28 protein-coding genes and 1 pseudogene are annotated in these 26,751 nt (G+C 73.5%); 21 read left to right on the top strand and 8 right to left on the bottom strand.

Features of this window, described 5'->3' with window-relative positions:
• The first annotated feature begins 70 nt into the window (after positions 1–70).
• From AB0B41_RS04735 to AB0B41_RS04695, 9 genes are all read left to right on the top strand, one after another.
• A complete protein-coding gene (locus AB0B41_RS04735; protein ID WP_358198967.1) occupies positions 71–484 on the top strand; it encodes an OB-fold domain-containing protein in 414 nt (137 codons plus the stop codon).
• Positions 481–1,632, top strand: a complete 1,152-nt coding sequence (locus AB0B41_RS04730) for a thiolase family protein (RefSeq protein ID WP_358198965.1) — start codon at positions 481–483, stop codon at positions 1,630–1,632. Before AB0B41_RS04735 ends, AB0B41_RS04730 begins: the two co-directional genes overlap by 4 nt.
• Before the next feature lie 21 nt (positions 1,633–1,653).
• Positions 1,654–2,685: a TIGR03617 family F420-dependent LLM class oxidoreductase gene (locus AB0B41_RS04725; RefSeq protein WP_358198963.1), complete on the top strand. Its 1,032-nt coding sequence runs from the start codon at positions 1,654–1,656 to the stop codon at positions 2,683–2,685.
• A gap of 13 nt (positions 2,686–2,698) precedes the next feature.
• Positions 2,699–3,928 carry an acyl-CoA dehydrogenase family protein gene (locus AB0B41_RS04720; RefSeq protein WP_358198961.1) on the top strand — a complete coding sequence of 410 codons (1,230 nt, stop codon included), beginning with the start codon at positions 2,699–2,701 and terminating at the stop codon, positions 3,926–3,928.
• A 48-nt stretch (positions 3,929–3,976) separates the two neighbouring features.
• Entirely contained in the window at positions 3,977–5,104 is a 1,128-nt protein-coding gene (locus AB0B41_RS04715) for an acyl-CoA dehydrogenase family protein (protein ID WP_358198959.1), read from the top strand.
• The gene (locus AB0B41_RS04710) at positions 5,101–6,285 is read left to right on the top strand and encodes an acyl-CoA dehydrogenase family protein (protein ID WP_358198957.1); all 1,185 of its coding nucleotides are present in this window, start codon (positions 5,101–5,103) and stop codon (positions 6,283–6,285) included. Before AB0B41_RS04715 ends, AB0B41_RS04710 begins: the two co-directional genes overlap by 4 nt.
• A 203-nt stretch (positions 6,286–6,488) precedes the next feature.
• On the top strand, positions 6,489–6,641 hold the full coding sequence (locus AB0B41_RS04705; RefSeq protein WP_358198955.1) for a hypothetical protein: 153 nt from the start codon (positions 6,489–6,491) through the stop codon (positions 6,639–6,641).
• A gap of 2 nt (positions 6,642–6,643) precedes the next feature.
• Positions 6,644–7,219: a hypothetical protein gene (locus AB0B41_RS04700; protein ID WP_358199211.1), complete on the top strand. Its 576-nt coding sequence runs from the start codon at positions 6,644–6,646 to the stop codon at positions 7,217–7,219.
• A gap of 54 nt (positions 7,220–7,273) precedes the next feature.
• Positions 7,274–8,140 (top strand): ABC transporter substrate-binding protein, encoded by an 867-nt coding sequence (locus AB0B41_RS04695; RefSeq protein ID WP_358198953.1) that lies wholly within the window; start codon positions 7,274–7,276, stop codon positions 8,138–8,140.
• A gap of 195 nt (positions 8,141–8,335) precedes the next feature.
• Here AB0B41_RS04695 and AB0B41_RS04690 read toward each other — a convergent pair whose 3' ends face one another.
• The 6 genes and pseudogenes from AB0B41_RS04690 to AB0B41_RS04665 all read right to left on the bottom strand — a co-directional run bounded on the left by AB0B41_RS04690 (position 8,336) and on the right by AB0B41_RS04665 (position 12,600).
• On the bottom strand, positions 8,336–9,151 hold the full coding sequence (locus AB0B41_RS04690) for an enoyl-CoA hydratase-related protein (RefSeq protein ID WP_358199208.1): 816 nt from the start codon (positions 9,149–9,151) through the stop codon (positions 8,336–8,338).
• A complete protein-coding gene (locus AB0B41_RS04685; RefSeq protein WP_358199206.1) occupies positions 9,148–9,543 on the bottom strand; it encodes a fatty acid--CoA ligase family protein in 396 nt (131 codons plus the stop codon). Before AB0B41_RS04685 ends, AB0B41_RS04690 begins: the two co-directional genes overlap by 4 nt.
• 70 nt (positions 9,544–9,613) lie before the next feature.
• Positions 9,614–10,585, bottom strand: a pseudogene (locus AB0B41_RS04680) (class I adenylate-forming enzyme family protein); the annotation flags it as partial.
• The gene (locus AB0B41_RS04675) at positions 10,582–11,706 is read right to left on the bottom strand and encodes an acyl-CoA dehydrogenase family protein (protein ID WP_358198951.1); all 1,125 of its coding nucleotides are present in this window, start codon (positions 11,704–11,706) and stop codon (positions 10,582–10,584) included. The gene AB0B41_RS04675 and the pseudogene AB0B41_RS04680, both read right to left, overlap by 4 nt.
• Before the next feature lie 34 nt (positions 11,707–11,740).
• Entirely contained in the window at positions 11,741–12,154 is a 414-nt protein-coding gene (locus AB0B41_RS04670; protein ID WP_358198949.1) for a MaoC/PaaZ C-terminal domain-containing protein, read from the bottom strand.
• A complete protein-coding gene (locus AB0B41_RS04665) occupies positions 12,154–12,600 on the bottom strand; it encodes a MaoC family dehydratase N-terminal domain-containing protein (protein WP_358198947.1) in 447 nt (148 codons plus the stop codon). Before AB0B41_RS04665 ends, AB0B41_RS04670 begins: the two co-directional genes overlap by 1 nt.
• 205 nt (positions 12,601–12,805) lie before the next feature.
• On the opposite strand from AB0B41_RS04665, the gene AB0B41_RS04660 reads away from it, so the two are divergent.
• The 3 genes from AB0B41_RS04660 to AB0B41_RS04650 all read left to right on the top strand — a co-directional run bounded on the left by AB0B41_RS04660 (position 12,806) and on the right by AB0B41_RS04650 (position 15,866).
• The gene (locus AB0B41_RS04660) at positions 12,806–13,414 is read left to right on the top strand and encodes a helix-turn-helix domain-containing protein (protein WP_358198945.1); all 609 of its coding nucleotides are present in this window, start codon (positions 12,806–12,808) and stop codon (positions 13,412–13,414) included.
• A 102-nt stretch (positions 13,415–13,516) separates the two neighbouring features.
• A complete protein-coding gene (locus AB0B41_RS04655; protein ID WP_358198943.1) occupies positions 13,517–14,305 on the top strand; it encodes a glucose 1-dehydrogenase in 789 nt (262 codons plus the stop codon).
• Between the two features lie 31 nt (positions 14,306–14,336).
• Entirely contained in the window at positions 14,337–15,866 is a 1,530-nt protein-coding gene (locus AB0B41_RS04650; protein ID WP_358198941.1) for an acyl-CoA synthetase, read from the top strand.
• On the opposite strand, the gene AB0B41_RS04645 is transcribed toward AB0B41_RS04650, so the two are convergent.
• On the bottom strand, positions 15,853–16,410 hold the full coding sequence (locus AB0B41_RS04645; RefSeq protein WP_358198939.1) for a nuclear transport factor 2 family protein: 558 nt from the start codon (positions 16,408–16,410) through the stop codon (positions 15,853–15,855). The genes AB0B41_RS04650 and AB0B41_RS04645 overlap by 14 nt on opposite strands.
• Positions 16,407–17,210: an enoyl-CoA hydratase/isomerase family protein gene (locus AB0B41_RS04640; protein ID WP_358198937.1), complete on the bottom strand. Its 804-nt coding sequence runs from the start codon at positions 17,208–17,210 to the stop codon at positions 16,407–16,409. The genes AB0B41_RS04645 and AB0B41_RS04640 overlap by 4 nt, the downstream gene beginning before the upstream one ends.
• Before the next feature lie 101 nt (positions 17,211–17,311).
• On the opposite strand from AB0B41_RS04640, the gene AB0B41_RS04635 reads away from it, so the two are divergent.
• The 9 genes from AB0B41_RS04635 (at position 17,312) to AB0B41_RS04595 (ending at position 26,724) form a co-directional block, all read left to right on the top strand.
• Positions 17,312–18,217: an NmrA family NAD(P)-binding protein gene (locus AB0B41_RS04635; RefSeq protein ID WP_358198935.1), complete on the top strand. Its 906-nt coding sequence runs from the start codon at positions 17,312–17,314 to the stop codon at positions 18,215–18,217.
• A gap of 128 nt (positions 18,218–18,345) precedes the next feature.
• Entirely contained in the window at positions 18,346–19,410 is a 1,065-nt protein-coding gene (locus tag AB0B41_RS04630) for a phosphotransferase family protein (protein WP_358198933.1), read from the top strand.
• Between the two features lie 15 nt (positions 19,411–19,425).
• On the top strand, positions 19,426–20,730 hold the full coding sequence (locus tag AB0B41_RS04625; protein ID WP_358198931.1) for an acyl-CoA dehydrogenase family protein: 1,305 nt from the start codon (positions 19,426–19,428) through the stop codon (positions 20,728–20,730).
• A gap of 8 nt (positions 20,731–20,738) precedes the next feature.
• A complete protein-coding gene (locus AB0B41_RS04620) occupies positions 20,739–21,767 on the top strand; it encodes an acyl-CoA dehydrogenase family protein (RefSeq protein WP_358198929.1) in 1,029 nt (342 codons plus the stop codon).
• Positions 21,764–22,936, top strand: a complete 1,173-nt coding sequence (locus tag AB0B41_RS04615) for an acyl-CoA dehydrogenase family protein (RefSeq protein ID WP_358198927.1) — start codon at positions 21,764–21,766, stop codon at positions 22,934–22,936. The genes AB0B41_RS04620 and AB0B41_RS04615 overlap by 4 nt, the downstream gene beginning before the upstream one ends.
• A 10-nt stretch (positions 22,937–22,946) precedes the next feature.
• A complete protein-coding gene (locus tag AB0B41_RS04610; protein ID WP_358198925.1) occupies positions 22,947–23,774 on the top strand; it encodes an enoyl-CoA hydratase-related protein in 828 nt (275 codons plus the stop codon).
• 59 nt (positions 23,775–23,833) lie between these two features.
• Entirely contained in the window at positions 23,834–24,136 is a 303-nt protein-coding gene (locus AB0B41_RS04605) for an antibiotic biosynthesis monooxygenase (RefSeq protein ID WP_358198923.1), read from the top strand.
• A 22-nt stretch (positions 24,137–24,158) separates the two neighbouring features.
• Entirely contained in the window at positions 24,159–25,730 is a 1,572-nt protein-coding gene (locus tag AB0B41_RS04600) for an AMP-binding protein (RefSeq protein WP_358198922.1), read from the top strand.
• A 115-nt stretch (positions 25,731–25,845) separates the two neighbouring features.
• Positions 25,846–26,724, top strand: a complete 879-nt coding sequence (locus AB0B41_RS04595) for an enoyl-CoA hydratase-related protein (RefSeq protein WP_358198920.1) — start codon at positions 25,846–25,848, stop codon at positions 26,722–26,724.
• The last annotated feature ends 27 nt before the right edge of the window (positions 26,725–26,751 follow it).

Genomic DNA, 26,751 nt, shown 5'->3' with positions numbered 1-26,751 from the left:
GTACTCGACGCGACCGAGGTGAAACAGTGAGATGACAGCGTGTCTCAACTTTCGAGCTGGAGGTGTCACCGTGCAGGTGCCGGTCACCGATGATCTGTTCACCTGGCCGTCGGACGAGCCGCAACTGATCGCGTCCGAGCGCGACGGCGTCCTGTCCTTCCCCGCCCGGCCCGGCGACGACCGCAGGCTGCTCTCCCGCCGCGGCACGCTGTGGGCCTTCACCACGCAGCAGTTCCGGCCGCCGTCGCCCCCGTACGACGGGGCGGACACCGCCGAGACCTTCCAGCCCTACGCGCTCGGCTACGTCGAGCTGCCGGGCGAGCTGCTGGTCCAGGGCCGGTTCACCGAGCCGGACCCGGCCAAGCTGCGCATCGGCATGGAGATGGAGGTCGTGGTGGTCCCCTACACCACCCGGCAGGACGGCACCGAGGTGCTGACCTACGCGTTCGCCCCCGTGAGCTCCGAGCAGGAGGAGCAGGCATGAGTGACATCGACGTCGCGATCATCGGGGTGGGGCTGCACCCCTTCGGCAGGCACGGCGACAAGCTCGCCCTCGAGATGGGCGCCGACGCCGCGCGCTACGCCCTCACGGACGCCGGCACCGAGTGGTCCCGCGTGCAGACCGCGTTCGTGGGCAGCTACGAGGTGTCCAACCCGGACGCGATCACCGGGTGGCTGGGCCTGACCGGCATCCCGGTGCGCGGGGTGTTCAACGGCTGCGCCACCGGCGGCACCTCGCTGCAGATGGCCGCCGCCGCCGTGCGCAACGGCGAGGCGGACGTGGCGATGGCGATCGGCTTCGACAAGCACCCGCGCGGGGCGTTCGCCGCCGACCCGTCCGTCGTCGGGCTGCCCCAGTGGTACGGCCAGACCGGCCTGTTCCTCACCACGCACTTCTTCGGCACCAAGATCAACCGGTACATGGGGCTGCACGGCATCTCGAAGGAGAGCCTGGCGGCCGTCGCGGCGAAGAACCTGGCCAACGGCGCGCGCACCCCGCACGCCTGGCGGCGCAAGCCCGTCTCGATGGAGGAGATCCGGGACGCCGCCGTCGTCAACTACCCGCTGACCCGCTACATGTACTGCAACCCGTGCGAGGGCGCGGCGGCGGTCGTGCTCGCCCGCGGGGACATCGCCCGCCAGTTCACCTCGACCCCGGTCTACGTGCGCGCCGCCGAGCTGCGCAGCCGCCGGACCGGCGCGTTCGAGCTGCAGAGCCCGTCCCTGCCGCTGGAGACCGCACCCAGCCCCACGGTGGACGCCGCGAAGGCGGCCTACGAGCGGGCGGGCATCGGCCCGGAGGACGTGAAGGTGGCCCAGCTGCAGGACACCGACGCCGGCTCCGAGCTGATCCACATGGCGGAGAACGGCTTCTGCGCCGACGGCGACCAGGAGAAGTGGATCGCCGAGGGCGCCACCGAGATCGGGGGCAGGCTCCCGGTCAACACCGACGGCGGCCTGATCGCCAACGGCGAGCCCATCGGGGCGTCGGGCCTGCGGCAGATCTACGAGACCGTGCTGCAGCTGCGCGGCCAGGCGGGCGACCGCCAGGTGGAGGGGAACCCCGATGTCGGGTACACCCACCTCTACGGGGCCCCCGGGGCCTCGGCGGTCACCATCCTCAGTCGCTGACGGCGGTCGGAGCAGACACCGATGAAGGTCGACACCAAGCTGACCACGGACGGGCGGACGCTCGTCGGCGTCGCCGACGAGACCCGCGCGGCCGTGGCGGACGGATATGACGGGGTGTGGAGCACCGAGTCCCGCCACGATCCCTTCCTGCCGCTGGTCAGCGCCGCCGCCGCCGCCCAGGGCGTGCAGCTCGGGACGGCCGTTGCCGTCGCCTTCGCGCGCAGTCCGATGACCCTGGCCCAGACCGCGCACGACCTGCAGGTGCTCACCGGCGGTCGGTTCCTGCTCGGTCTGGGCAGCCAGGTCAAGGCCCACATCGAACGCCGGTTCGGCATGCCCTGGGGCAGGCCCGCCGCGCGTATGAAGGAGTACGTCTCCGCGCTGCATGCCATCTGGGACGCCTGGAACACCGGCGCCAAGCTGGACTTCCGGGGCGACTTCTACACCCACACCCTGATGACGTCGTTCTTCTCGCCGGAGCCCAGCGAGGCGGGCCCGCCGACGGTCTACCTCGCCGCCGTCGGGGAGCACATGACCCGCGTGGCGGGCGAGGTGTGCGACGGGCTGATGCCCCACCCGTTCACCACCGAGCGGTACCTGCGGGAGCGCACGCTGCCCGCGGTGCAGGCCGCCCGGGAGTCGGTGGGCCGGTCCGCCGAGGGCTTCTCGATCAGCCTGCAGGGGCTGGTCGTGACCGGCCGGACCGAGGAGGAGATTGCGGAGGCCGTGCGCGGCACCCGCAGGCAGATCGCCTTCTACGGCAGCACGCCCGCCTACCGCCCGGTGCTGGAGCTGCACGGCTGGGAGCACCTCGGCGACGAGCTGAACACCCTGTCCCGCAGTGAGTCCGAGGATCGCTGGCAGCGGATGGGCGAGCTGGTCGACGACGAGATCCTGCACACCTTCGCCGTGGTCGCGGAGCCGGACCGGCTCGGCGACGCGGTACGGGCGCGCTTCGGCGGGCTCGTCGACCGGTTCAGCTTCTACGCCCCCTACAAGCACGAACCCCGGATCTGGCGTCCCGCCATCGACTCCCTGACAGCGACTCAGTGACGAGGTCCGCGCCGTGAACCTGGACTACCCCCCGGAGGCCGAGGAGTTCCGCGCCGAGGTCCGCGCCATCCTCGCCGAGGAGCTCCCCGGGGTCTGGCGCGGGCTGGGCGCGCTGACCGACCCCAAGGAGGCCGACGCGTTCGTCGCCCGCTGGCGGGACGTGTTGGCGCGCCGACGGCTGCTCGGCGTGACCTGGCCTGAGGAGTACGGCGCCCGGGGGCTCACCAAGCTGCACCAGGTGGTGCTCGTGGAGGAGCTCGCGAAGGCGGGTGTCCCCGTCGGCGGGCACAACGACACCTTCGGCGTGAAGATGGTCGGCAACACCCTGCTGCTCTGGGGCTCCGACGAGCAGAAGAGCCACTTCCTGCCGCGTATCCTGTCCGGCGAGGACCGCTGGTGCCAGGGCTACTCCGAGCCGGGCTCCGGCTCGGACCTCGCCTCGCTGTCCACCCGCGCGGTGCGCGACGGCGACGAGTGGGTGCTCAACGGGCAGAAGATCTGGACCTCGCAGGCCCAGCGGGCGAACTGGATCTTCGTGCTGGCCCGCACGGACCCGGCGGCGCCCAAGCACCGCGGCATCTCGTTCCTGCTGGTCCCGATGGACCAGCCGGGCGTCGAGGTGCGGCCGATCCGCTCGGCCACCGGCGAGAGCGAGTTCAACGAGGTCTTCTTCGACGACGCGCGCACGGCGAGTGCGAACGTCGTCGGGCCGGTGCACGGCGGCTGGAAGGTGGCCCAGACCCTGCTGGGCTTCGAGCGCGGGGACGAGGCGGCCACCAACCCGATCCTCTTCCGCGCCGAGTTCGACCGGCTCGTCGAGCTGGCCCGCGACACCGGCCGGATCGGCGACCCGGTCGTCGCGGACCGGCTCGCGCAGCTCTACTGCGAGGTGGAGATCATGCGGTTCCTCGGCTACCGCGTGCTCACCGGCTACCTGGCGGGCAACGCGCCCGGCCCCGAGTCCTCGGTGTCCAAGCTGTACTGGAGCGAGTACCACCAGCGCGCCACCGATCTCGCGCTGGAGCTCGAGGGCATGCGGCTGCAGGTGCTGAGCGGACGGCTGCCGCTGCGCGCCTTCCGGACCGACGACCCGGGCGCGCCGCCGGAGACCGGCACGTGGCTCGGGAGCTACCTCAACGCCCGCGCGGGCACGATCTACGCGGGCACCTCCGAAGTGCAGCGCAACATCCTGGCCGAGTCGGTGTTGGGCCTGCCGCGCGAACCGCGCCCCGCCACCTCCTGACCTCACCCCGGCCCGTCCGGGGTCCACCCCCAACGTGGAGGGACGCCCATGGCTGTCACCCTGACCGCCGAACAACGGGAGCTGCGCACCGTCGTGCGCGGCTTCTTCGCCGACCGGTCCGACGAGGCCGAGGTCCGCAGGCAGATGGACACCGCGCAGGGCTACGACCCGGCCCTCTGGCGGCAGATGGCCGAACAGCTGTGCCTGCAGGGCATGGCCGTGCCGGAGGAGTTCGGCGGGGCCGGGTTCGGGCACGTCGAGCTCGGCCTGGTGCTGGAGGAGGCCGGGCGCGCGGTGTTCGGCGGCCCGCTGCTGTCCACCGCGCTGGCCGCCGAGGCGATCCGCGCGGCGGGCGACGAGGCAGCCCGCAAGGAGCTCCTTCCCCAGCTCGCCGAGCAGGGCGCAGTCGGCGCGGTCGCGGTGCTGGACGTCCCGGGCGGCTGGTCCGCCGACGACGTCGCCACCGCCGCCGAGCGCTCCGGTGCGGACTGGACGATCACCGGCACCAAGATCCACGTGGTGGACGCGGCCGCGGCCGCGCTGCTGGTCGTGGCCGCCCGCACCGCCGACGGGCCCGCACTGTTCGTCGTCGAGACGAGGGCCGACGGGGTGACCCTCACCCCCGAGCCCACGCTCGACCAGACCCGCAAGCAGGCCCGGGTCGAGCTGGCGGGCGCCCCCGCCCGGCTGCTCGGCGAGGTGTCCGCGGGCCGCGCGGCCGTCGAGCGGCTGCTGGCCACCGGCGCGATCCACCTGGCCGCCGAGCAGGTCGGCGTCGCCGCCCGCGCCCTGGAGCTGGCGGTCGAGTACTCGCAGACCCGCTACCAGTACGGGCGTGCGATCGGCTCCTTCCAGGCGATCAAGCACCTCTGCGCCGACGTGCTGACGGCCGTCGAGACAGCCCGGTCCGCGGCCTACGCCGGGCTGCTGGCCCTGGACACCGACGATCCCGAGCTGGCGCTGACCGCCGGCGCGGCAAAGGTGTTCTGCTCCGAGACCGCCACCGCGGCCACCGCGACGTGCATCCAGGTGCACGGCGGGATCGGGTTCACCTGGGAGCACCCCGCCCACCTGTACTTCAAGCGCGCCAAGGCGTCCGAGTCCCTGTTCGGCACGCCCGCCGCGCACCGCGAACGCCTCGCCGATGCACTCGGCCTGAGCGGAGGAGCCCGATGAGCGACACACGCCTGGCCATCGACCCGGACCCCGAGAAGTTCCGCGCCGACCTGCGCGGCTGGCTCGCCGAGCATCTCACCGGCGAGTTCGCCGAGCACCTCGGCATCGGCAGCACGGACGACGCCGAGGGCTGGGACATCCGGGTCCGCTGGGAGAAGGTCGTCGCCGCCGCCGGGCTGCAGGGCATCACCTGGCCCGAGGCCTGGGGCGGACGCGGCGCTTCCGCGGAGCACGACATGGTGCTGACCACCGAGCTAGCTCGCGCGCGGGCGCCCTACCGCGCGGGCGTGCACGGCATGGAGCTGTTCGGCCCCACGCTGGCGATGTTCGGCACCGAGGAGCAGAAGCAGCGCTTCCTGCCGCGGATCTGCGCGGTCGAGGAGTTCTGGGGACAGGGCTTCAGCGAGCCGGAAGCGGGCTCCGACCTGGCCTCGCTGCGCACCCGGGCCCGACTCGAGGGCGACGAGTGGGTGCTCGACGGCCAGAAGATCTGGATGACCTTCGGCATGTATGCCGACTGGTTCTACGTGCTGTGTCGCACCGACCCGGAGGCCAAGCGGCACAAGGGACTCTCGCTGATCATGGTGCCGCGGGACCAGCCGGGCATCGACGTCCGGCCGATCCGCAACATGGCGGGCGCGGCGGAGTTCTGCGAGGTCTTCTTCGACGGTGCCCGCACCGCGAAGGAGAACGTCGTCGGGCCCGTCGACGAGGGCTGGCGGGTCGCGATGGGTGCGCTGGCGGTGGAGCGCGGTTCGGTGCTCATGCCGGTCCAGCTCGGCTACGAGCGGGAGATCCAGGCCACCCTGGAGCTGGCCCGGGAGCGGCGGCTGCCCGCCGGCCTGCGGGACCGGCTGGTCGACTCGTGGATCGCGGTGCGGCTCATGCGCGCCACCACCGAGCGCACGCTGGGCGAGCTGGCGGCGGGTGAGCAGCCCGGGCCGCAGTCCACCACGGCGAAGCTCTTCCAGGCCGTCGAACACCAGAAGCTGCTGGAGCGGGCCACCGAGGCGATGGCGGACGACGTGACCGCCACCGGGCCGGACTACGAGCTCGATCCCGTCCAGCGCGCCTACCTGCTCTCCCGCGCCGAGACGATCTACGGCGGCACGGCGCAGGTGCAGCGCAACATCATCGCCGAGCGCCTGCTCGGCATGCCGCGGGAGCCCCGCCCCGTCTGAGCCGCCCCGTCTGACCCGTCCCCTCTGGGCGGCCCGGTTGGCCGCCCGCCACCCCGACACGCCCCTGGTCCCCCGCCGGACCAGGGGTCGGCCGGCGTTCGGGCAGGGCATCACGGCACCTCCGGCAGCCACTGCCAGGGTCGACAGCTTGGACCAGGTCATGTGATTTCTGTTCCTGCTGATTCGTCCCCGAGGGAGCAACGATGCGCCCGTGCCGGATCGCCCACGGCGGGCTCGCGCTCGTCGGCGCGTTCGTCTACTCCGACCTCGCCGAGGCGTCCGGGCTGCCCACCGTGCCCGTCGTGCTGATTGCGGTGGCCGCCGGGCGATCCTCGGCGCCGCTGTGCACCTGCTGATCATGTGGCCGCTGCGAACGTCGTCGCCGCTGGCCCGGATGATCGCCACGCTGGGCGTGCTGATCATCCCGCAGGCCCTGGTCACCCTGCGCTACGGCGTTCGGCCGACGCCGGCTCATCGCGATCGCCCGGCGGCTGGCGGGCGGGCCGTCGGTCGTGCTGCTCGACGAGCCCGCCGCGGGCCTCGACGAGCTCGTGACGGGCCGAGCTCACCCGGCTCGTCCGTAGGCCGGCGGGCGAGCTCGGGCTCTGCGTGCTGCTCGTGGAGCACGACATGTCGCCGGTCATGGCCACCTGCGACCGGATCACCGTGCTCGACTTCGGCCCACCAGATCGCCACCGGGACCCCGGCCGAGGTCGCGGCCGATCCCGCCGTGCGGCGCGCCGACCTCGGGGTCGCACCCCCGACAGCACACCCGCGTGACCGGGACCCGCTCTCCCCCCACCCTCGACGAGCAGGACCCCAATGCGTAGAACCCGGCTCAGATCGCTGGTGTGCGCGCTCGCGATCGGTGCCCCGGCCCTCACGCGTGCGGCGGCGGGGTCCGCCGCCGACAGCTCTGCCACGGGCGGACTGACCGGCGAGCCGATCAAGATCGGCTAGATCGCTCCGACCGGCACCAACCTCTACAGTGCCCCCGACCGGATCGCGGTCGCCGACGCGGCGGTCCGCGGCGTCAAGGACCGCGGCGGCATCAACGGGCGCCCGCTGCAGCTCGTGCACTGCAACGACGAGGCGGACCCGAACAAGGCCGTCGCCTTCGCCCGGCACCACCCTGTCCACGCTGACCGGCCTGGCGACCAAGCTGGGGCCGACCGTGGCGGGCACGGCCAAGATCCCGTCGAGCACCGCCGACTACGCGCCCTTCGTGGCAGGCATCCAGTCGTCGGGCGCCGAGGCGTCGATCATCGCATTCCCGCAGCAGATGATCGTCCACACGATCCGGGCCGCCGACCAGTCCGCCCTGCAGATCCGGTGGCTGCTCAACACCGGCGGCATCACCGAGGGCGACCTGGCCTCGCTACCCGCGGCCCAGACCAGCCGGATGACGATCGGCACCGCAACCCTGTCACTGCGGTCCGCCGCCGCCGACCCCGAGACCAAGGTGATGGCGGACGACATCGCCGCGGAGTTCCAGGCGGGCAACGCCGCCGCCGACCCGGCGAAGCCGTTCCCGAACGCGCTCGTCCCCTGGCCAGCGGTCACCGTGCTGCCGACCCTGCTGAAGGACAAGCAGACCATCGACGCCGGGACCCTGACGGAGGCGCTGAACGCGGCCAGGGACATCCCGATGCTGGTACAGAAGCCGTGGACACCGACCGCAGCCGGCCCGGCCAACTTCCCGCAGGTGTCGAACCACAACGTGTACCTCAACACCGTGAAGGACGGGAAGCTCGTGCTCGCCTCCCCCGAGCCCGTCGATCGAGCGGGTCCTCGAGCTGTTCCCGGAGCTCTCGGACAAGCTCGACACCCGCGCGGGGCTGCCGTCCGGGGGTGAGCAGCAGATGCTCACCCTCGGCCGGGCTCGAGCCCGGGACCCCGCACTGCTGCTCGCCGACGAGCTCAGCCTGGGCCCGGTGAGCAAGGTGCCGCGGGTGGCCGACCGGGTCTACCTGCTGCGTCACGTCCGGATCGAGCTGTCCCTGCACGGCCGCGGAGGCGGGCGAGCGAATGGCCGAGATCGAGCAGAGCGCTACCTGGGCGGTGAGCGCCGGCGCGCCGCCAGCCTCGCCTCGGCGGCGGCGCGCTGGTCCGGGCTCCCGACGTTGGCCTTCATGAAGCTGCCCTCCTCGGTGAGCCCGGCGGCGAGGTCGTCGGTGTGCAGCATGCACAGCGCGGCCCGCACGGCCGAGGGACTCCGGGAGGCGATCACCGCGGCCAGCTCGTGCGCGGCGGCCTGCGGATCGTCGGCTGTCCGCGTGGCCAGCCCGATCCGCACGGCCTCCTCGCCGGAGACCATGCGGGCGGAGAGGACGAGCTCGGTGGCCACGTCGGCGCCGACCAGGCGGGGCAGCAGCTGGGTGCCCGCCATGTCCGGCGTGAGGCCCCACTCCATCTCGAGCTGGCCGAGCCTCGCGGACGGCGCGACGATCCGGACGTGGGCGCCGAGCGCGATCTGCAGGCCGGCGCCGAGCGCGGGCCCGTGCAGGGCCGCGACCACCGGGATGGGCAGGTTCCGAAGGCCGAGCACCACGCGTTGGCCGCGGGTGAGGCCGGCGGGCAGCTCGCCGAGGTCGAAGCCCGCGGCCCACTCGTCGGCGTCCGCGCGGCGGAAGGCCCGCCCGTCGGCCATGGCCGCGAACGCGCCGAGGTCCAGGCCCGCGCAGAACCCGCGGCCCTCCCCCGACAGCACGACGACGCGCACGTCCGTGCGGGCGTGCAGCTCGGCCCACGTGGTGAGCAGGGCCTCGTACATGGCGTCGTCGACGGCGTTGAGCTTGTCGGGGCGGTTCAGCCGGACGTCGGCGACCCCGGCGTCGGAGACAGTGAGCAGGACCCGGTCGGTCATCTGTCCTCCGCGGTCAGCAGCCGGCGCAGCACCTTGCCCGACGCATTGCGCGGCAGCGCCGCAACCGTGTGCCAGACCGCGGGCACCTTGAAGCCGGACAGCCGCTCGCGGGCGTAGGCGCGCAGCACCTCCGGCTCCGGTGGGTTGGCCGGGTCCGCGGGCACGACGAACGCGGCCACGGTCTCCCCGAGCCGCGCGTCCGGCACGCCCACGACCCCGATCTCGGCGACGGCGGGGTGCGTGACCAGCACGTCCTCGACCTCGACCGGGAACACATTCTCCCCGCCGCGGACGATCTTGTCCGCCTTGCGGCCGGACAGGAAGAGGTAGCCCTCCTGGTCGAGGTGGCCGAGGTCGCCGCTGTGCAGCCAGCCCTCCGCGTCGCCGATCATGAGATGGTCGCCGCGGGCCCAGACCTCGCCGACCCCGGTCTCGGGGGTGCTGCGCGTCGAGCCGCAGCTCGACGCCGGGGGCCGCGCGACCGACCGACTTGAGCAGGTGGGGCTCCCGCGCGGCCCGCCGGTGGTCCTCGGGCAGCAGGCAGGTGATCGGGCTGCCCTCGGTCTGCCCGAACATGTTGATCAGGTCCGCCTCGGGCAGCGCCTCCAGCACCCGGCGCAGGGTGTCCACGTGGATCGGTGCGCCGCCGTACTGCAGGGCGCGCAGGCCCGGCGTGGTGAGCAGGCCCTCCCCGAGCACCATCTCGATCATGGTCGGGACCATCAGCACGTGTGTGGGGCCCAGCCCTCGGATCCGCGCCCACTCGGCGACGCTGAAGGACTCGGTCTCCGCGACGGTGGCGCCCGCCCCCATCGCGACGGCGATGTTCCCCAGCCCCGCGATGTGGTGCCAGGGGGACAGCGACGCGTACAGGTTGCCGGGTCCGAGCCCGAGCAGGCCGGCGTTGGTGCGGACCCGCGCGAACAGCCGGTCCTGGCGGAACGGCACGGGCTTGGGCAGCCCCGTCGTCCCGGACGTGTGCAGGACGAGCGCGACCGCCTCGGGCGGCGGCGTGGCCAGCGGGGTGCCGATCGGATCGAGGTCCGGCAGCGCGACGGCCCGCACGCCGGTCTCGGCGGCCACCCGCTCCGCGGCCTCGATCGTGCGGGCGTCGCCGATGATCAGCGGGGAGTCGAGGCCCTTCACCACGGGCGCGAGCTCGTGCACCGTGAGGCGCGGCCCGAGCGCGGCGAGCGGGCGCCCGGCGGCGGCCCCGCCGAGGGTCGCGGCCATCGCCTCGCCCCCGGTGCGGCCGACCAGGACCGGGACGGCGGTGCCGTGCGGCACGTCGAGCCTCTCGAGCCACGCGGCGTAGGCCGCGGCCCGACCCAGCAGCTCGGCGCCCGACCATGTCCGCCCGGGCCCGACGACGGCGGCGGGGAGCTCCCGGTGCGCGGCGACGACCTGCGCGTTCCAGGTCCGCTCGACGTTCACCCGATCCCCGCCAGACCCGCGAGCGCGGCCCGGTGCTCCCTCGGCGAGCCCAGCAGGGACTCCCCCGTCTTCGCCCGGCGCAGGTAGAGGTGGGCCGAGTGCTCCCAGGTGAAGCCCATGCCGCCATGGATCTGCAGGTTCTGCCCGGCGCAGAAGGAGAAGGCCTCCGAGCAGTAGGACTTCGCGATCGCCGCGGCCTGCGGGAGGTTCTCGGGGCTCCGGTCGGCCGCCCACAGTGCGTACGCCGAGGCCGACCGGGCCGCCTCGATGCGCAGCAGCATGTCCGCGCACTTGTGCTTGATCGCCTGGAACGAGCCGATCGCGCGCCCGAACTGCTCGCGGACCTTGGCGTACTCCACCGAGATCTCCAGCACCCGCTCCGCCCCACCGACCTGCTCGGCGGCCAACAGCACCGCGCCGATCCGCAGCGCCTGCCGGACGGGCTCGGCGGCGCCGCCCTCGGTGCCGACGAGCCGGGCCGGAGTGTCCCGCAAGGTGATCCGGGCCTGCTTGCGGGTCGGGTCCACCACGTTCAGGGGCGTGCGGTCGAGGGTGTCCGCGGCCGTCGCGACGTCGACCGCGAAGAGGCCCGGTCCGCTCGGCCCGGCCGCGACGACCAGGAGCAGGTCCGCCGAGGCGCCGTCGAGCACGTACTCCTTGGTGCCCTCGAGCACCCAGCCCTCCTCCGCGGCGCGCGCGGTGCTGGTGACCGCGGTCGGGTCCCAGGAGCCGGACTCCTCGACCAGTGCCAGGGTCGCGACGGTCTCCCCCGCCGCGAGCCCGGGGAGCAGGTCCGCCGCCGCGTGGTCGTCCGCCGACGCCAGGATCGCGGGGGTGGCCAGCCCGACCGAGGCCAGGAACGGGCCGCCGACCAGCGCACGGCCGAGCTCGGTGAAGATCACCCCGAGCTCGACGACGCCGTACCCGGCACCCCCGAACCGCTCGGGCACGGCCATGCCCTGGATGCCGACCTCGGTCGCGCAGCGCCGCACGAGCGCGGGATCCCACCCGAGCTCGGTGGCGGCGAGCCTGCGCACCTCGGTCTCGTCCCAGAGCTCCGTGAGCAGGGACCGGACGACCGTGCCCAGCTCCCGCTGCTCCTCGCTGAACGCGAAATCCATTGCCGCTCCTCGGCGCCCGGTCCAGGGGGAGGGGTCAGTCCGCGAGGCGGGCGGTCGCCCAGCCCTTGATCACGGCCTCGCCCTTCTGGTTCACGGTGGTGATCCCGAACCTCGCCACGCCGGCCTCGACGGACTCCACGGTGGCGGTGGCGGTGAGCGTGTCCCCGGGCCAGACCTGCGCCGCGAAGCGCACCCCGAACTCGGTCAGCCGCTCCTCGCCGACCCACTCGGTGACGACCCGGGAGGTCAGGCCCATGGTCAGCATCCCGTGGGCGAAGACACCGGGGTAACCGGCGACGTCGCGGGCGAAGATCTCGTCGGTGTGCAGCGGGTTGTAGTCGCCGGACACACCGGCGTACTGCACGAGCCGGGTGCGCGTGAGGTCGTCGACGACGACCAGGGTGCGCTCCTCGCCGACGGCGGGCAGGGACGGTGCGGTGGTGGTCATCAGGCCTCCTGACGAGCGGTGCGGAGCACGCTGACGGAGCGCGCGGTCACCACGAGCTCCCCCGCGGCGTCCCGGTACTCGGTGATCTGCTCGGTGAACGTGAGGGTGCCCGAGCGACCCTCCTTCTTCCAGGTCTCCCCGGCCCGCTCGGTGGCCGACAGCACGTCGCCCACCTTCACCGGGCGGTGGTAGACGTAGCTCTGCTCGGCGTGCAGGCCGGCGCCGCCGGCGGGCAGCTCGCCCGTGCCGCTCGCCGAACCGAACCACTTCCCGGCGCCCGGCCGTAGCCGGTGCCCGACCTCGAACTGCGCCACGGCCTGGACGAACGTGGGCGGGGCGTAGACCTGGCCCTCGGTGTCCGCGCCCGCCTCGGCCGCGGGGTCGCCGATCGCCCGCTTGAACATCAGTACGTGTCCCGCTTCGACGGGGAACCGATCCGCGTTCATGTACTCCTCGTTCTCACTCGTCAGTCCGGTCGCGGGTCAGCGCCGGAGCTGCACGGTCCGTGGACCGCCGGTGCTCGAGAGGCCGGCCACACCCACCGGAACACGCGACTTTAACAGATAGATGATTATGCTTCTAGCCGCCGGGAGCGTGCCGAGGGCAGGTGGCGGGTCATGACACGAACGGCGGCCGCTGTAGTGTGGACGGATGAACCCGGGCCTCCCCGTGCCCTCCTCGACCGCGGACGCCGACGAGGACCTGGTGACCCGTCGCAGGCGACTGATGAAGGACGACATCGCCCGCGTCGCTGTGCAGCTGTTCCTCGCCCACGGCTACGAGGCCGTGTCGGTCGACGACATCGCCGCGGCCGCGAAGATGTCGCAGCGTTCCTTCTTCCGCTACTTCGCCACCAAGGAGGAGGCGCTCACTCGGTACTGGCACAGGATGAACGCCGATCTCGTCACCGCGTACCGGGACCGACCGCCCTCGGAGGACCCGGCCGAGGCACTTCGCGCGGCGCTCATGGCGACCTCCCACGTGCCGGTGGCGAACCGACCGGTCGCGCTGGCGCTGGGCAGGCTGTTCCTCGACACCCCGAACGTGTGGGCCCGGATGGTCGGGGACTCCTTCCTCGACCCGTCGGTCGGCGACGAGTGGGCCCGGCGCGCGGGCGCGACCGCGGGCGACCTGGCGCCGTGGGTGCGGGCATCGGCCACGGTCACCGCGGCCACCATGGGATGGATGGCCTGGGTCCGCTCGGGCGGCGTGGACGACGCTGCCGACTTCGTCGCGCGCGCCCTCGACGCCCTTACCTGAGAGCGTCTCTCTCCTCACCCTTGACGGGTTCGTCCCTGCCCGACCACTATGTCGGTCACTGTCACTCCGCTAGACGATTGAGGTCGCTGTGACGCTGCCGGCATGGACGCCGTACCGCCCGGCGGGAGCCCGTTGATGGACGAACTCGCAGGAAAGGTCGCGGTGGTCACCGGCGGCAGCCGCGGGATCGGCCGCGCACTCGTCGACGGGTTCGCGGCCGAGGGCGCCCACGTGGTCGTCGCCAGCCGCAAGCTCGAGGCCTGCGAGGCGGTCGCCGCCGAGGTCCGCGAGGTGCACGGCGTCCGCGCGCTGCCGATCGCCTTCCACGCCGCCTCCTGGGCGGACTGCGACCGGCTGGCGGGCACCGTCGCCGCCGAGTTCGGCCGCTGCGACGTCCTGGTCAACAACGCCGGGATGTCCCCGCACTACCCGTCGCTCGCGGAGATCGACGAGGCCTACTACGACAAGGTCTCCGCGGTGAACCTCAAGGGCCCGTTCCGGCTCTCGATCCGGATCGCCGAGCTGATGAAGGCGGGCGACGGCGGCTCGATCATCAACGTGAGCACCGTCGGCTCGCTGCGCCCGAGCGGCCGGGAGATCGTCTACGCCTGCGCCAAGGCCGGGCTGAACGCGCTCACCGTCGCCCTCGCCGACGCCTACGGACCCACCGTGCGGGCGAACGCCCTGCTCCCGGGCCCGGTGGACACCGACATCGCCGCCGCGTGGAGCGACGAGATGCGCGCCGAGTCCACCCGCGACATGCCGCTCGGCCGGATGGGCGTGCCCGAGGACTATGTGGGACCCGCGCTCTACCTCGCCACCTCGGCGTCCCGGTTCGTCACCGGCACGATCCAGCGGGTCGACGGCGGGCTCTACCGACAGATGTCCTGATCGCAGCCGATCGCCACGAAGGGGAGCACCGATGCACCTCGGAGTCCACGCTCAGTCCGCACCCGACCGGCTCGCGTTGGTCGTCGAGCCCAGCGGGGCGACCCGGACCTTCGCCGAGCTGAACGACCGCAGCACCCGGCTGGCCCACCTGCTGCGGGCCCGCGGGCTGCAGTCCGGCGCCTGCGTGGCGATCCTCGCCGAGAACCGCGCCGAGTATCTCGAGGCGGCCTGGGCGGCGCAGCGCAGCGGGCTGTACTACGTCGGCGTCAACTGGCACCTGACGGCGGGCGAGGCGGCCTACATCGTGCAGGACAGCGGGTCGGACGTCCTCATCAGCTCCGACACCCTCGCCGCCCTGGCCTCGTCGATCGTCGACGGGACCGACCTCGCCCCCGCGGGCAGGCTCATGGTCGGCGCCCCCGCACCGGGCTGGGAGGACTACGAGGCGCTGCTCGCGGCGCAGCCCGCCACGCCGCTGCCCGACGAGGGCGAGGGCGACTTCATGATGTACTCCTCCGGCACCACGGGCCGCCCGAAGGGCATCCGCAGGCCGCTGTCGAACACCCCGATGGGCACCTACCCCTATGGTGCCGCCGAGCAGTGGCTGCGGGGCCTGGGCATGGTCGAGGGGGACGTCTATCTCTCCCCCGCACCGCTCTACCACTCCGCGCCCATCGCCTGGTCCCAGGCCGCCCAGCGGATCGGCGCGACCGTGGTCTGCATGGAGCGCTTCGACGCCGAGGCCGCGCTGGCCCTGATCGAGCGGCACGGGGTGACCCACGCGCAGTTCGTGCCCACCATGTTCGTCCGGATGCTGAAGCTGCCCCGGGAGGTGCGCGAGCGCTACGACCTGTCCAGCCTGCGGCACGCGGTCCACGCCGCGGCCCCGTGCCCCGTCGACGTCAAGCGGGCGATGATCGACTGGTGGGGTCCGATCCTCTACGAGTTCTACTCCAGCACCGAGGGCATGGGCGCGACCGCCATCACCTCGGAGGAGTGGCTGCGCAAGCCCGGGTCGGTCGGGAAGGCGCTGATGGGCGAGCCCTACATCACCGACGACGCGGGCAACCCGCTGCCCGCGGGCGAGGTCGGCACCGTGTGGTTCACCGGTGGCACCCCCTTCAGCTACCACGGCGACCCCGGCAAGACCGCCGCCGCGCACGACGCGCGCGGGGGCACGTCGGTCGGCGACGTCGGCCACCTCGACGAGGACGGCTACCTGTTCCTCAGCGACCGCCGTACCCACCTGATCATCTCCGGCGGGGTGAACATCTACCCGCAGGAGATCGAGGACGCGCTGGTCATCCACCCCGCGGTGACCGACGTGGCCGTGGTGGGGCTGCCGGATCCCGAGAGGGGCGAGCAGGTGGTCGCGCTGGTGCAGCCAGCGGACCCCGCAGCGGCGGGTCCCGAGCTGGTCGAGAAGCTGACCGCCTACGCCCGCACGGTCCTCGCGGGCTACAAGGTGCCGCGGGACGTGCGGTTCGTCGAGACCCTGCCCCGGACCCCCACCGGCAAGCTGCGCAAGCACCAGATCCGGGACGAGCTCATCGGTTCCTGAGGGCCTGCCAGGTCGCCCAGCGGTACGGCACGCTGCCGCGTCCGGTGATGCTGCGCGGCCAGTGCGCGTCCGGCTGGCCGACCGGGCGCTCCGGCACGTCCACGCCGTAGTAGAGGTCGTGCCTGCGGTCCACGAAGTACCATCGGCCGTCGCGCCGCTCGTAGCGGTCCCGGTAGGCGATGGCCTGCCGGACCCAGCGGTCCTCGCGACCCATCTCGCACAGGCAGCTCACGGTGCCCGCGGCGTGGTCGGCGTCGAGCAGGTTGATGACGTGCCCGGCCACCAGCAGGATGCTCACCGGCATCGCGTCGACCTGGGCGCCGAGGAACTCGCGCAGCGCCGCCCGGCCGCGGACCTCGCGGGTGACCTGGACGTCCTCGACGAACAGGTCGACGACGGTGTCCAGGTCCCCCTGCGACACCGCGAGCGCGTACCGCGCGGCGAGCTGGCGGATGTCCTCGTGCGCCACCAGTACCTCGAGCTCGGACAGCCGGGGCGGCGGGTCCCGACGCACGGGGCCCGCCGCGATGTCCTGCTCGCTCATTTCCCGGCGAAGCGCTCGCCGATGGCCTTGTACTCCGCGGTGTCGTGCGACTGGCTCTCCGCGGCGAGGCCCATGCCCAGGGTGGCGACCATCGCGCCGCGCAGGTGCTGGTTCAGCGTGGCCTTGGTGTCCCGCACCGCCTGCGGCGGCTGCTTGGCGATCCGCTCGGCCAGCTTGCGGGCCTCGGCGAGCAGGTCCGCGCCGGGGACGGCGTGGTTGGCCAGCCCGAGGGCGACGGCCTCCGCGGCCGGGATCCGGTCTCCGGTGAGCAGGTACTCCTTGGCCTTGAGCAGGCTGGTGAGGAAGGGCCAGGTGACCGCGCTGCCGTCGCCCGCGACGAGGCCGACGGACACGTGCGGGTCCGCGAGGAAGGTCTCCTCGGCGACCAGCACGACGTCGCAGAGGGTGGCCAGGGTGCAGCCGAGACCGACGGCCGGGCCGTTGACCGCGGCGATCACCGGGACCTCGGTGGACAGCATGGCCTCGACCAGCTTGCGGGCCTGGCGCATGGCCTGGCGGCGGGCGGAGTAGTCCTGACTGAAGCGGAGGAAGTCCGCGGTGTTGCCGCCGGCGCTGAACGCGCGGCCCGCGCCGGTGAGGATGACCACGCGGGCCTCGTCGTCGTCGTCCAGCTCGGCCATCAGGCGGGGGAACTCGCGGTGCAGCTCGTCGTCGAACGAGTTGAGGGCCTCGGGCCGGTTCAGGGTCACCGTGACGATGCCCTCCGAGCGCTCGACCAGCAGCGCCGGGGGCTGGTCACCCGTCGTCGTGGCGGTGGCGTCGTGCTGGGTGGTCGTCATTGATCCCTCTCCCTCTCCGCGGCGAGCCCGAAGGACCGGGCGCCCCCAGAACCTATCAAAGATCTGCCTGTTCTCCGAGTGGTCCGGCATACTCCCGTGCCATGAACGACACGGTCCGAATCCTCGTCAGCGGCGCGACCGGCATGCAGGGCGGAGCCGTCGCCCGGGCCGCCCATGCGGCAGGCCTGGAGGTGACCGCACTGGTCAGGGACCCGGTGAAGGCCACCCTGCCCGCCGGCGTGCGGCTCGTCCAGGGCGACACGGAGGACCCGGCCGCACTGGAGCGGGCGTGCGCCGGGCAGACGACGGTCTTCTCGATGCAGCCCACCGGGCGCGACGGCGCCGAGGTCCGCCAGGCCACGAACCTCGCCCGGGCGGCCGCCGCGGCGGGGGTCCGCCATCTCGTGCACTCCTCGGTCTCGGGCACCGGCTGGCGCGTCCGACACCCCGACGTCGACCCGGGGACGACGGGCTACTACTGGGACCAGAAGGAGGAGGCCGAGGCGGCGGTGCGCTCCGCGGGTCCGACGTACACGATCGTCAAGCCCGCGTTCTTCCTGGAGAACCTGCTGCCGCCCAAGGTCGGCTGGATGTTCCCGCTGCTCGGTGCGGGCGAGCTGCTCACCGCGACAGCCCCCACCACCCCGGTCGGGTTCGTCGCCGCCGAGGACTTCGGGGCCGCCGTGGTCGCCGTGGCACGCGAGCCCGAGCGGTTCGCGGGCGCCGAGATCGAGCTCGGTGGGGACGCGCCGACCTTCCCCGAGCTCGCCGGCGTGCTGACCGAGGCGACCGGGCGCCAGGTCCGCGCGACCACCCTGCCCGCGGTGGAGGTCGACGCGCGGCTGGGCCGGTTCTCCTGGTCGGCCACCCAGGAGTGGTTCGACGCCGTGGGCTACCCGGCCCGCCCGGCCCACGCCGCGGAGGTCGGCCTGAGCATGTCGACCACGGCGAAGGCCTGGGCCGAACGCCACCGCGAGGCCCTGCGGGCGGTGATCGGCCGGAGCTGAACGGCGTGCGGGACCCGGCCCCGCCCCCGACAATCCGAAGTTGTCACACACTGACATTATTGACTGTCACCGCACCTCGAACGCATAGTGGCAGCACCTGCCACTATGCAAGGAGGTGCGGATCCGTCATGGCGAGTCCGACCGTGGGGGAACGACCGAACCCGGCCGAGCCGGACCTCGAGGTCGAGGGGCTCCGGGCCTGGCTTGGGCCGCGCCTGGCCACCCCGGACGCCCCGCTGACCGCCACTCGGATGGGCACGGCGACGGGCATCGGCAACGCGTTGTTCGCCCTGCGCCTGGGCGATCAGGAGCTGGTGCTGCGGCGGCCGCCCGCGGTGCTCAACCATCCCAGCGCCTCGAACATGGTCCGCGAGTGGCGCATCCTCACCGCGCTGGAGGGGACGGCCGTCCCGCACCCGACGCCGCGGGCGCTGTGCGAGGACGCCGACGTCGTCGGCGTCCCGTTCCTGGTGATGGACCGGGTCGAGGGCTTCACCCCCGGCTTCGCGCTGCAGGAGCCGTTCGCCTCGGACGCCGGGCTGCGCCGCGAGCTCGCGTTCGCCTACGTCGACGCGCTCGTCGACCTCGCCGCGGTGGACTGGCGCGCTCGCGGGCTCGACGGGCTGGGCAAGCCCGCCGGGTTCCTCGAGCGCCAGGTCTGCCGGTGGCTCGGCCAGCTCGAGCAGTACCGCTCCCGCGAGCTGCCCGAGCTGGGGTTCCTCACCGAGTGGCTCGAGGCGAACCGGCCGGAGAACGGGCCGATCGGCCTGATGCACGGCGACTACAGCCCGTTCAACGTCATGGTGGCGCCCGAGCCGCCCGGTCGGCTGGCCGCCGTCATCGACTGGGACACCGGCACGATCGGCGATCCGCTGCTGGACATCGGCCATCTGCTCGCGCGGTGGACCGACCCGGGCGAGCAGCCGGTGATCACCGCGGGCGGACCGCCGGTGGACTACGGCGTGACCCGGGCCGAGCTCTCCGCCCGCTACACCGAGCGCTCGGGGCTCGACACCTCGGCGCTGCCCTACTACGCGGCGTTGGCGCTGTTCAAGCTCGCCGTGATCCTGGAGGGCACCTACCACCGCGAGGCCCGCGCGGGGAAGTCGGAGTCCGAGAACCCCATGGCGCGGATCGTGCCGGGCCTGTTCACCGCCGCCGCCGAGTTCGCCCGCGGCGAGCGGGCCCTGTAGGAGGGAGCCACAGCGATGTGGGAGTTCAGCACCGAGCCCGAGTTCGAGGCGCAGCTCGAGTGGATGCGCGAGTTCGTGCGCACCGAGGTCGCGCCCCTGGAGATCCTCTGGCCGCACCATCACCACAAGGTGCCGCCCGCCTGGCTCAAGAAGGTCATCGACCCGCTCAAGGAGCAGGTCAGACAGCGCGGGCTCTGGGCCTGCCACCTCGGCCCGGACCTGGGTGGACAGGGCTTCGGCCAGGTCAAGCTGAGCCTGATGAACGAGATCCTGGCGCCCTACCAGTGGGGTCCCACGATCTTCGGCGTGCAGGGTCCGGACACCGGCAACGCCGAGGTCCTCGCGCACTACGGCACCGCCGAGCAGAAGCTGCGCTACCTCGAGCCGCTGCTGGCGGGCGAGCTGTTCTCGGCCTTCTCGATGACCGAGCCGCAGGGCGGCGCGGACCCGACGGGCTTCGTCTGCCGCGCCGAGCGCGACGGCGACGGCTGGGTCCTCGACGGCGAGAAGTTCTTCACCTCGAACTCCGACGAGGCCGCGTTCCTCATCGTGATGGCGGTGACGGACCCCGAGGCCCCCCCGCACGCGCGGATGTCGATGTTCCTCGTGCCGCGGGAGACGCCGGGGATCGAGCGGGTCCGCCGGACCCGGTACTTCAACGAGACCGAGGACGCGATGGACCACGCGCTCCTGCGGTACAACCGGGTGCGGATCGGTGCCGACGGGCTGCTCGGCGAGCCCGGCCAGGGCTTCGAGATCGCGCAGACCCGACTCTCGGGTGGCCGGGTGCACCACGCGATGCGGGCCGTCGGACAGGCGCAGTTCGCCTTCGACGCCGCGTGCGAGCGCGTGCTCTCCCGGCACACCAGGGGCAGGCCGCTGGCCGCCCAGCAGCTCGTCCAGCAGTCGATCACCGACAGCTACGCGCAGATCGAGCAGTTCCGCCTGTTCGTGCTGCGCACCGCGTGGAGGATCGACCAGGGCCGGGGCTACACCCACGAGGTCCGCCGGGACATCGCCGTCGCCAAGGTGCTCTCCGCCCGCGTGGCGCACGACGTGCTCGAGCGCGCCATCCACCTGCACGGCGCCCTCGGCCTGTCGAACGAGATGCCGTTCGGTCCGCTGTGGAGCCTCGTCCCGGGCTACGCCACGTGGGACGGGCCGACCGAGGTGCACCTCTCCACCGCGGCGCGGCTGGTGCTGCGCGATCACGAGCCCTCCCCCACCGAGTACCCGTCGATCTGGCTGCCGCCGTTGGTCGAGGCCGCGCGGGCCAAGCACGCCGAGGCGCTCGCCGAGCAGGCCGCCGAGCGGACCTGAGGAGGAACATGGACCTGACTCGTTCACCGGAGCACGAGGACCTGGCCGCCACCGTCCGACGGATCGCGACCGCGGGCGACCCCGTCGCCCGCGCCCGCGCGGCGCTCGACGACGGGCCCGAGGTCGACCTCGAGGCGTGGACGCGGCTCGTCGCGCTCGGGGTGCTGGAGGAGGGCGGTCTGCGGGACCTGGTCGCCGTCGCCGAGGAGCTCGGCCGAGCTCTGACCTGTGTTCCCTTCCACACAGTCGCCACCGCCGCCGCGGTGCTGGGCGCGGCGCCGGCCGACGGGGCGATCGCCACGCTGACCTGGCTCCCCGGGCGACGCGGTGCGGTTCCGACCTGCACCGCCGACGCGGACTGGGTGCTCCGCGGCACCGCGGGATTCGTCCCGTTCGGCGCCGAGGCGCAGCTCCTGCTCGTCCCGGTGACGACCCCGCGAGGGGTCGGGGTCGCCGCCGTGGACGTGAGCACCGTGGACACGAGCACCGTGGAGCGCGCACCGCTGCGCACGCTCGACGCCACCCGCCCCCAGGCCCGGATCCGGTTCACCGGCGCCCCGGCCACGCCGCTCGTCGAGCCCGACGCCACGGGCGTGCTCGCCGCGGCGCTCGACCGCGCGGGCGTCCTGCTCGCCGCCGAGCAGCTCGGCACCGCGCAGGCGGCGCTGGAGGCCGCGGTCGAGTACGCCGGGCACCGGGTCCAGTTCGGCAGGCCCATCGGCTCGTTCCAGGCGGTCAAGCACCTGTGCGCGGACATGCTGATCGGCGTCGAGTCGCTGCGGTCGGCGGTGCGCGCGGCGGCCTGGGCCGCCGACGCCGCGAGCCCCGACGCCCCGCTGCTGGCGAGCCTCGCGCAGACCGTCGCCGCAGACGTCGTCGTCGCGGTCGCCGATGCCGCCCAGCACGTCCACGGCGGGATCGGGTTCACCTGGGAGCACCCGGCCCACCTCGTCGTCCGCCGGTGCCTCGCCGACGCCGCCGCCCTCGGCGGGCGGGCCGACCACCGGCTCCGGCTCGCGGATCGGGCGGGCCTGTGAGCGATTTCCTGGACCGGGCGCGCCGCTTCCTCGACACCCACGCGTCCCCCCTCACCGAACCGGAGACCACGGCCGCCGACCGCATCCCGCTCCTCCCGGAGCGCCCCGACCCGGCCGAGGAGGCCACTCAGCTCGCCGCGGCCAAGGCGTGGCGGGCCGCCGAGTTCGACGCCGGGTTCGGCTGGCTCACCGGCCCGGTCGAGTACGGCGGCGCCGGCCTCGACGACGCTCACGCGACCGCCTACGCGCAGCTGCGGGCCGGGTACCGGATCCCCGACCAGTCGGTCTTCGGGATCGGCCTCGGCATGGTCGCGCCGACCCTGCTGGACTTCGGCACCCCCGCCGCCCGCGCGCGGTGGCTGCGGCCACTGCACCGCGGCGAGGTCGTGGCCTGCCAGCTCTTCTCCGAGCCCGACGCCGGCTCGGACCTGTCCTCGTTGCGCACCCGTGCCCGTCGGGACGGCGCCGGCTGGCGGGTCGACGGCCAAAAGGTGTGGACGACGGTGGCCCACCTCGCCGACGTCGGGCTGCTGCTGGCCCGCACCGATCCCGAGGCGCCGCGCCGGCAGGGGATCTCGGCGTTCGTCGTCGACATGCACGCGCCCGGGGTGCAGGTGCGGCCGCTGCGCCAGGCGAGCGGCGGTGCGTCGTTCAACGAGGTGTTCCTGACCGACGTGTGGCTGTCGGAGGACCAGCTGCTCGGCCGGGAGAACGACGGATGGGCGATCGCCCGGTCCACGCTCTCCCGCGAACGCGTGGTCGCCGGCAACGCGGGGCACGACCTGTCCTCCACGGTGGAGCACCTGACGGCGCTGGTCCGGGCGAGCGGCCGCGTGGACGATCCGGAGATCCGGGCCCGCTGGGCGGAGTGCTACGCGCTCATGCGGGTCCGCGCCCTGACCCTCGAGCGGGCCGAGGCGGAGGGCCCGGGCCCCGAGACCGCCATGGGCAAGCTGACCTGGACCGAGACCCTCCGGAAGATCGCCGCGCTGGCCGCGGACCTGCTCGGCCCGGCGATGACCGCGGACACCGGGGCGCCCGGCACCTTCGCCTGGTCCGAGTTCGCGCTCACCGTCCCCGGCATCCGGATCTCCGCGGGCACCGACGAGATCGTCCGGACCCTGCTCGCCGAACGGGCCCTCGGCCTCCCCCGCGATCCCGCCCAGTGAAGGAGCACCGATGGACTACGAGAACCTCCGGCTGCAGGACGTCGGCGACGGCATCGCGCTGCTCACGCTGAACCGTCCGCACCGGCGGAACGGTTGGACCATCCCGATGGTCGAGGAGACGACCGACGCCCTGTCCCGCTGCGACGCCGACGGCACCGTCCGCGCCGTGGTGGTCACCGGGGCGGGCGACTCGTTCTCGGTCGGTGCCGACCTGACGTCGGGCCCGATCTCCAGCCCGGGCTCCGACCAGCAGCCGGCCGACGTCCTGCGGACCATCGTCACCCCCCGGGACGTGCGCAAACCCGTCATCGCCGCGCTCAACGGCGACGCCGTCGGCATGGGCCTGACCTTCAGCCTGACCTGCGACATCCGGGTCGTCGCGCGGGACGCCCGGCTCGCGGCGCCGATGACCCGGCTCGGCGTGATCCCGGAGATGGGCGCGCACTGGACCCTCCCCCGGATCGCGGGCTGGGCCGTGGCGAGCGACCTGTTGCTCACCGGGCGGCGGATCGACGGCGAGGAGGCCGTCCGGCTCGGGGTGTGCGGGGAGGCGGTCGACCGGGCGGACGTCCTCGACCGGGCCCTGGAGATCGCCCGCGACCTGGCCCGCAACACGGCCCCGCGGGCGGTCGCGGTCACGAAGTACCTGCTGCGCAAGGCCGCGGACACCGGGTTCGCGGAGCTGCGCGCGGAGGAGACCGACCTGTTCACCCGGGTCGCCCTCGAACCGGACGCGCCGGAGGGCGTGGCCGCGTTCCTGGAGAAGCGACCCGCTCGGTGGACGGGCGACCCCACCACGGAGCCCACCTGGCCCGCGCTGCCGAGCGAGGTGTTGTGACGGGCCCGCCCGCCGACCCGCTGGGGGCTCGGCGCCCTCACCCCACCGAGAGGAGCACCATGAGCGCACTGGGCGCCATCGTCACCATCGACGTCCCGCAGGACCGCCGGGAGGACCTGCTCACCCTGCTCGCGGAGATGTCCCGAGTCGCGCGCGAGGACCCCGGGACGGACGCCTTCGACGTCTGTCCCGAATCCGCGAACCCCGCCCGGGTGTACCTCTACGAGCGCTACCGGGACCGCGAGGCCTTCGCGGTCCACCGCGCGAACCTCCGACTGGCGGAGCTGGGTGCGTCGCTGACCGCGCTCGCGTCGAACCTCGAGATCAGCCGGATCACGGTGCTCGACCCGGACGTCCGATGAGCCGGGCCGCAGGGGGTGGCCGGTGATCAGGCTGCTGCCGCCCGGTGACCCCACCGTCCCCGACCGCGACTCGTGCGTCCTGGAGCTGATGCTGGCCGAGCGCGCCGCCGCGACCCCCGACGCAGTCCTCGTCCGCTACGCCGACGGCACCGAGTGGACCTATGCGCAGGCCCTCGCCGAGGGCAGGCGGGCGGCCGGGGTGTTCGCCGCGCACGGCGTCGGCCCCGGTGACGCGGTGCTGCACTGGCTGCCCAACGGCGTCGAGGGCGTGCAGGTCGTGCTCGGCTGCGCGCTGCTCGGCGCGACGGTCGTGCCGGTCAACACGGCGTTGCGCGGCACGGTCCTCGCGCATGTGCTCCGGACGTCCGGGGCCCGGCTGCTGGTCGCCCACCGCGACCTCGTCGACCATCTGCGCGGGCTCGAGGCCCCCGAGCTCCTGGTCGCCGGGGAGGACTGGGCCGCCGAGCTCGCCGCCGCGACCCCGTGGCGGGGCACCAGCCCGCGCGAGCCGTGGGACCCGTGCGCGGTGCTGTTCACCTCCGGCACGACGGGCCCGTCGAAGGGGGTCGTGACGACGTCGGTGCAGCTGTACTGCGTCTACACCGCCACCCCGCAGTTCGTGGACACCCCCGCGGACCGCTCCCTGATCACCGCGCCGTTCTCCCACCAGGTCGGGCTGGGCACCTTCTACCGCGCAGTGCTCTACGGCGCCTCGGTCGCCCTCGCGCCCCGCTTCGACACCGCCGCGTTCTGGCAGACCGTCGCCGAGACCGGCTGCACGCTCGCCACGCTGGTGGGCGGCCAGGCCACGTTCCTGGTCCACACCGACGGCCCCGAGCCCGGCGCGCACACCCTGCGCGAGGTCGGCGGCTCCCCGGTCACCGAGGACTTCCTGGAGTTCGGCCGCCGCTTCGGCGTGAGCCTGATGACCGGGTTCAGCATGACGGAGCTGTCCTCGCCGATCATGGCCGCGCCGGGCCTGCCCCCGGGCAGCTGCGGCCGGGTGCGCGCGGGCGTCCAGGTCCGGCTGGTCGACGACCACGACCGGGACGTCCCGCGGGGCACACCCGGCGAGCTCGTCGTGCGGGCGGACCGGCCGTGGTCGCTGTGCACGGAGTACCTCGGGATGCCGGAGGCGACCGCGCGGGCGTGGCGCAACGGCTGGTTCCACACCGGCGACCTGCTGCGCGAGGACGAGGCGGGCTTCTACTACTTCGTCGACCGCGCCAAGGACTGCATCCGCCGCCGCGGCGAGAACGTCTCGTCCTTCGAGGTGGAGTGCGAGCTGACGGCGCACCCGGCCGTCCAGGCCGCGGCGGCGGTGGGCGTGCCGGGCGAGACCGGTGACCAGGAGGTCCTCGCGGTGCTGGAGCTCGTCGAGGGCGCCGAGCTCGATCCCGCGGAGCTGATCGAGTTCCTCCGACCACGCCTGGCGAACTTCATGATCCCGCGCTACGTCCGCGTCGTCGACGTCCTCCCGGTCACCGCGTCGACCCGCGTCCGGAAGGAGCCGCTGCGCGCCGCGGGCCGCACCCCGGACACCTGGGACCGCGAGGCCGCCGGCGTCCGGGTCCGCGCGGACCGGTTCGGCTGACCCGTCGACACCCGTCTCGCCCGGTGCGGGAGACGACACCGGTCCGGCGCCGCACCGACCCGGCAACGAGTGTAATGATAAAGACGAAAGTCCAGGCGCAGCGCGAGGAGGCGGGATGCCGGAGACCCCCGAGGTCCGGGAGCCGGTCGTGGTGGTCGAGCGGCGGGGCCCGGTGGCCCTGCTGCGGCTGAACCGACCGGAGCAGCGCAACACGGTCACCTACGAGGTGCTGGACTCCCTGATCGCCGCCGCGGACGCGATCGAGCAGGACGACGACGTGCGGGCCGTGGTGTTGACCGGGACCGGGCGGTACTTCTCCGCGGGGACCGACCTGTCCGCGCGGGACGGCTTCCGAGCCGACGGCTCCGACTTCAAGCCCCTGCGCGGCGGCACCCGGGACGTCGGCGGCGAGCTCTCGCTGCGGATCTTCGAGTCCAACCGGCCGTGGATCACCGCGTACAACGGCACGGCCGTCGGCATCGGGATCACCATGGCCCTGCCCACCGACATCCGGATCGCGGCGGACGACGCCCGGTTCGGGCTGCCCTTCACCCGCCGCGGCATCGTGCCCGAGTCCTGCGGGAGCTGGTTCCTGCCCCGGCTGGTCGGGATCGGGAAGGCCGTGGAGTGGACCATGACCGGTCGGATCTTCCCCGCCGAGGAGGCGCTGCGTGCGGGCCTGGTGCACGAGCTGGTGCCCGCCGACCAGGTCCTCGACCGGGCCCTCGCGGTGGCCACCGACATCGCCGAGGGCTCCTCGCCGATCGCCGTGGCGCTCGCCCGGCAGATGCTGTGGCGCGGGCTCTCGGAGGACCACCCCATCGCGGCGAACCGCCTGGAGTCCGCGGCCCTGCTCGCCCTGACCACCGGCCCGGACGTCAAGGAGGGCGTCAGCGCGTTCCGCGAGAAGCGACCGCCCGCGTTCACCTCGCACCGCAGCGCCGACCTGCCGGACTTCTACCCATGGTGGACCACGCCCCCCTGGAAGGAGTGACCCGGAACGGCCGCGGCGTGCGCCGCG

It is taken from the genome of Pseudonocardia sp. NPDC049154 (assembly GCF_040648315.1).
In the GTDB taxonomy this organism is placed as follows: domain Bacteria; phylum Actinomycetota; class Actinomycetes; order Mycobacteriales; family Pseudonocardiaceae; genus Pseudonocardia.
Note: the sequence above shows the minus strand (reverse complement) of the source record. Positions and strands in the feature narration are given on the sequence as shown.

Coding starts and splice junctions, on each gene's coding strand:
- AB0B41_RS04595 (WP_358198920.1), top strand. CDS start 25,846: ATGCCGGAGACCCCCGAGGTCCGGGAGCCGGTCGTGGTGGTCGAGCGG.
- AB0B41_RS04645 (WP_358198939.1), bottom strand. CDS start 16,410: ATGAGCGAGCAGGACATCGCGGCGGGCCCCGTGCGTCGGGACCCGCCG.
- AB0B41_RS04710 (WP_358198957.1), top strand. CDS start 5,101: ATGAGCGACACACGCCTGGCCATCGACCCGGACCCCGAGAAGTTCCGC.
- AB0B41_RS04610 (WP_358198925.1), top strand. CDS start 22,947: ATGGACTACGAGAACCTCCGGCTGCAGGACGTCGGCGACGGCATCGCG.
- AB0B41_RS04725 (WP_358198963.1), top strand. CDS start 1,654: ATGAAGGTCGACACCAAGCTGACCACGGACGGGCGGACGCTCGTCGGC.
- AB0B41_RS04635 (WP_358198935.1), top strand. CDS start 17,312: ATGAACGACACGGTCCGAATCCTCGTCAGCGGCGCGACCGGCATGCAG.
- AB0B41_RS04630 (WP_358198933.1), top strand. CDS start 18,346: ATGGCGAGTCCGACCGTGGGGGAACGACCGAACCCGGCCGAGCCGGAC.
- AB0B41_RS04690 (WP_358199208.1), bottom strand. CDS start 9,151: ATGACCGACCGGGTCCTGCTCACTGTCTCCGACGCCGGGGTCGCCGAC.
- AB0B41_RS04640 (WP_358198937.1), bottom strand. CDS start 17,210: ATGACGACCACCCAGCACGACGCCACCGCCACGACGACGGGTGACCAG.
- AB0B41_RS04655 (WP_358198943.1), top strand. CDS start 13,517: ATGGACGCCGTACCGCCCGGCGGGAGCCCGTTGATGGACGAACTCGCA.
- AB0B41_RS04715 (WP_358198959.1), top strand. CDS start 3,977: ATGGCTGTCACCCTGACCGCCGAACAACGGGAGCTGCGCACCGTCGTG.
- AB0B41_RS04705 (WP_358198955.1), top strand. CDS start 6,489: ATGCGCCCGTGCCGGATCGCCCACGGCGGGCTCGCGCTCGTCGGCGCG.
- AB0B41_RS04650 (WP_358198941.1), top strand. CDS start 14,337: ATGCACCTCGGAGTCCACGCTCAGTCCGCACCCGACCGGCTCGCGTTG.
- AB0B41_RS04700 (WP_358199211.1), top strand. CDS start 6,644: ATGTGGCCGCTGCGAACGTCGTCGCCGCTGGCCCGGATGATCGCCACG.
- AB0B41_RS04660 (WP_358198945.1), top strand. CDS start 12,806: ATGAACCCGGGCCTCCCCGTGCCCTCCTCGACCGCGGACGCCGACGAG.
- AB0B41_RS04605 (WP_358198923.1), top strand. CDS start 23,834: ATGAGCGCACTGGGCGCCATCGTCACCATCGACGTCCCGCAGGACCGC.
- AB0B41_RS04625 (WP_358198931.1), top strand. CDS start 19,426: ATGTGGGAGTTCAGCACCGAGCCCGAGTTCGAGGCGCAGCTCGAGTGG.
- AB0B41_RS04620 (WP_358198929.1), top strand. CDS start 20,739: ATGGACCTGACTCGTTCACCGGAGCACGAGGACCTGGCCGCCACCGTC.
- AB0B41_RS04675 (WP_358198951.1), bottom strand. CDS start 11,706: ATGGATTTCGCGTTCAGCGAGGAGCAGCGGGAGCTGGGCACGGTCGTC.
- AB0B41_RS04665 (WP_358198947.1), bottom strand. CDS start 12,600: ATGAACGCGGATCGGTTCCCCGTCGAAGCGGGACACGTACTGATGTTC.
- AB0B41_RS04670 (WP_358198949.1), bottom strand. CDS start 12,154: ATGACCACCACCGCACCGTCCCTGCCCGCCGTCGGCGAGGAGCGCACC.
- AB0B41_RS04730 (WP_358198965.1), top strand. CDS start 481: ATGAGTGACATCGACGTCGCGATCATCGGGGTGGGGCTGCACCCCTTC.
- AB0B41_RS04685 (WP_358199206.1), bottom strand. CDS start 9,543: ATGATCGGCGACGCGGAGGGCTGGCTGCACAGCGGCGACCTCGGCCAC.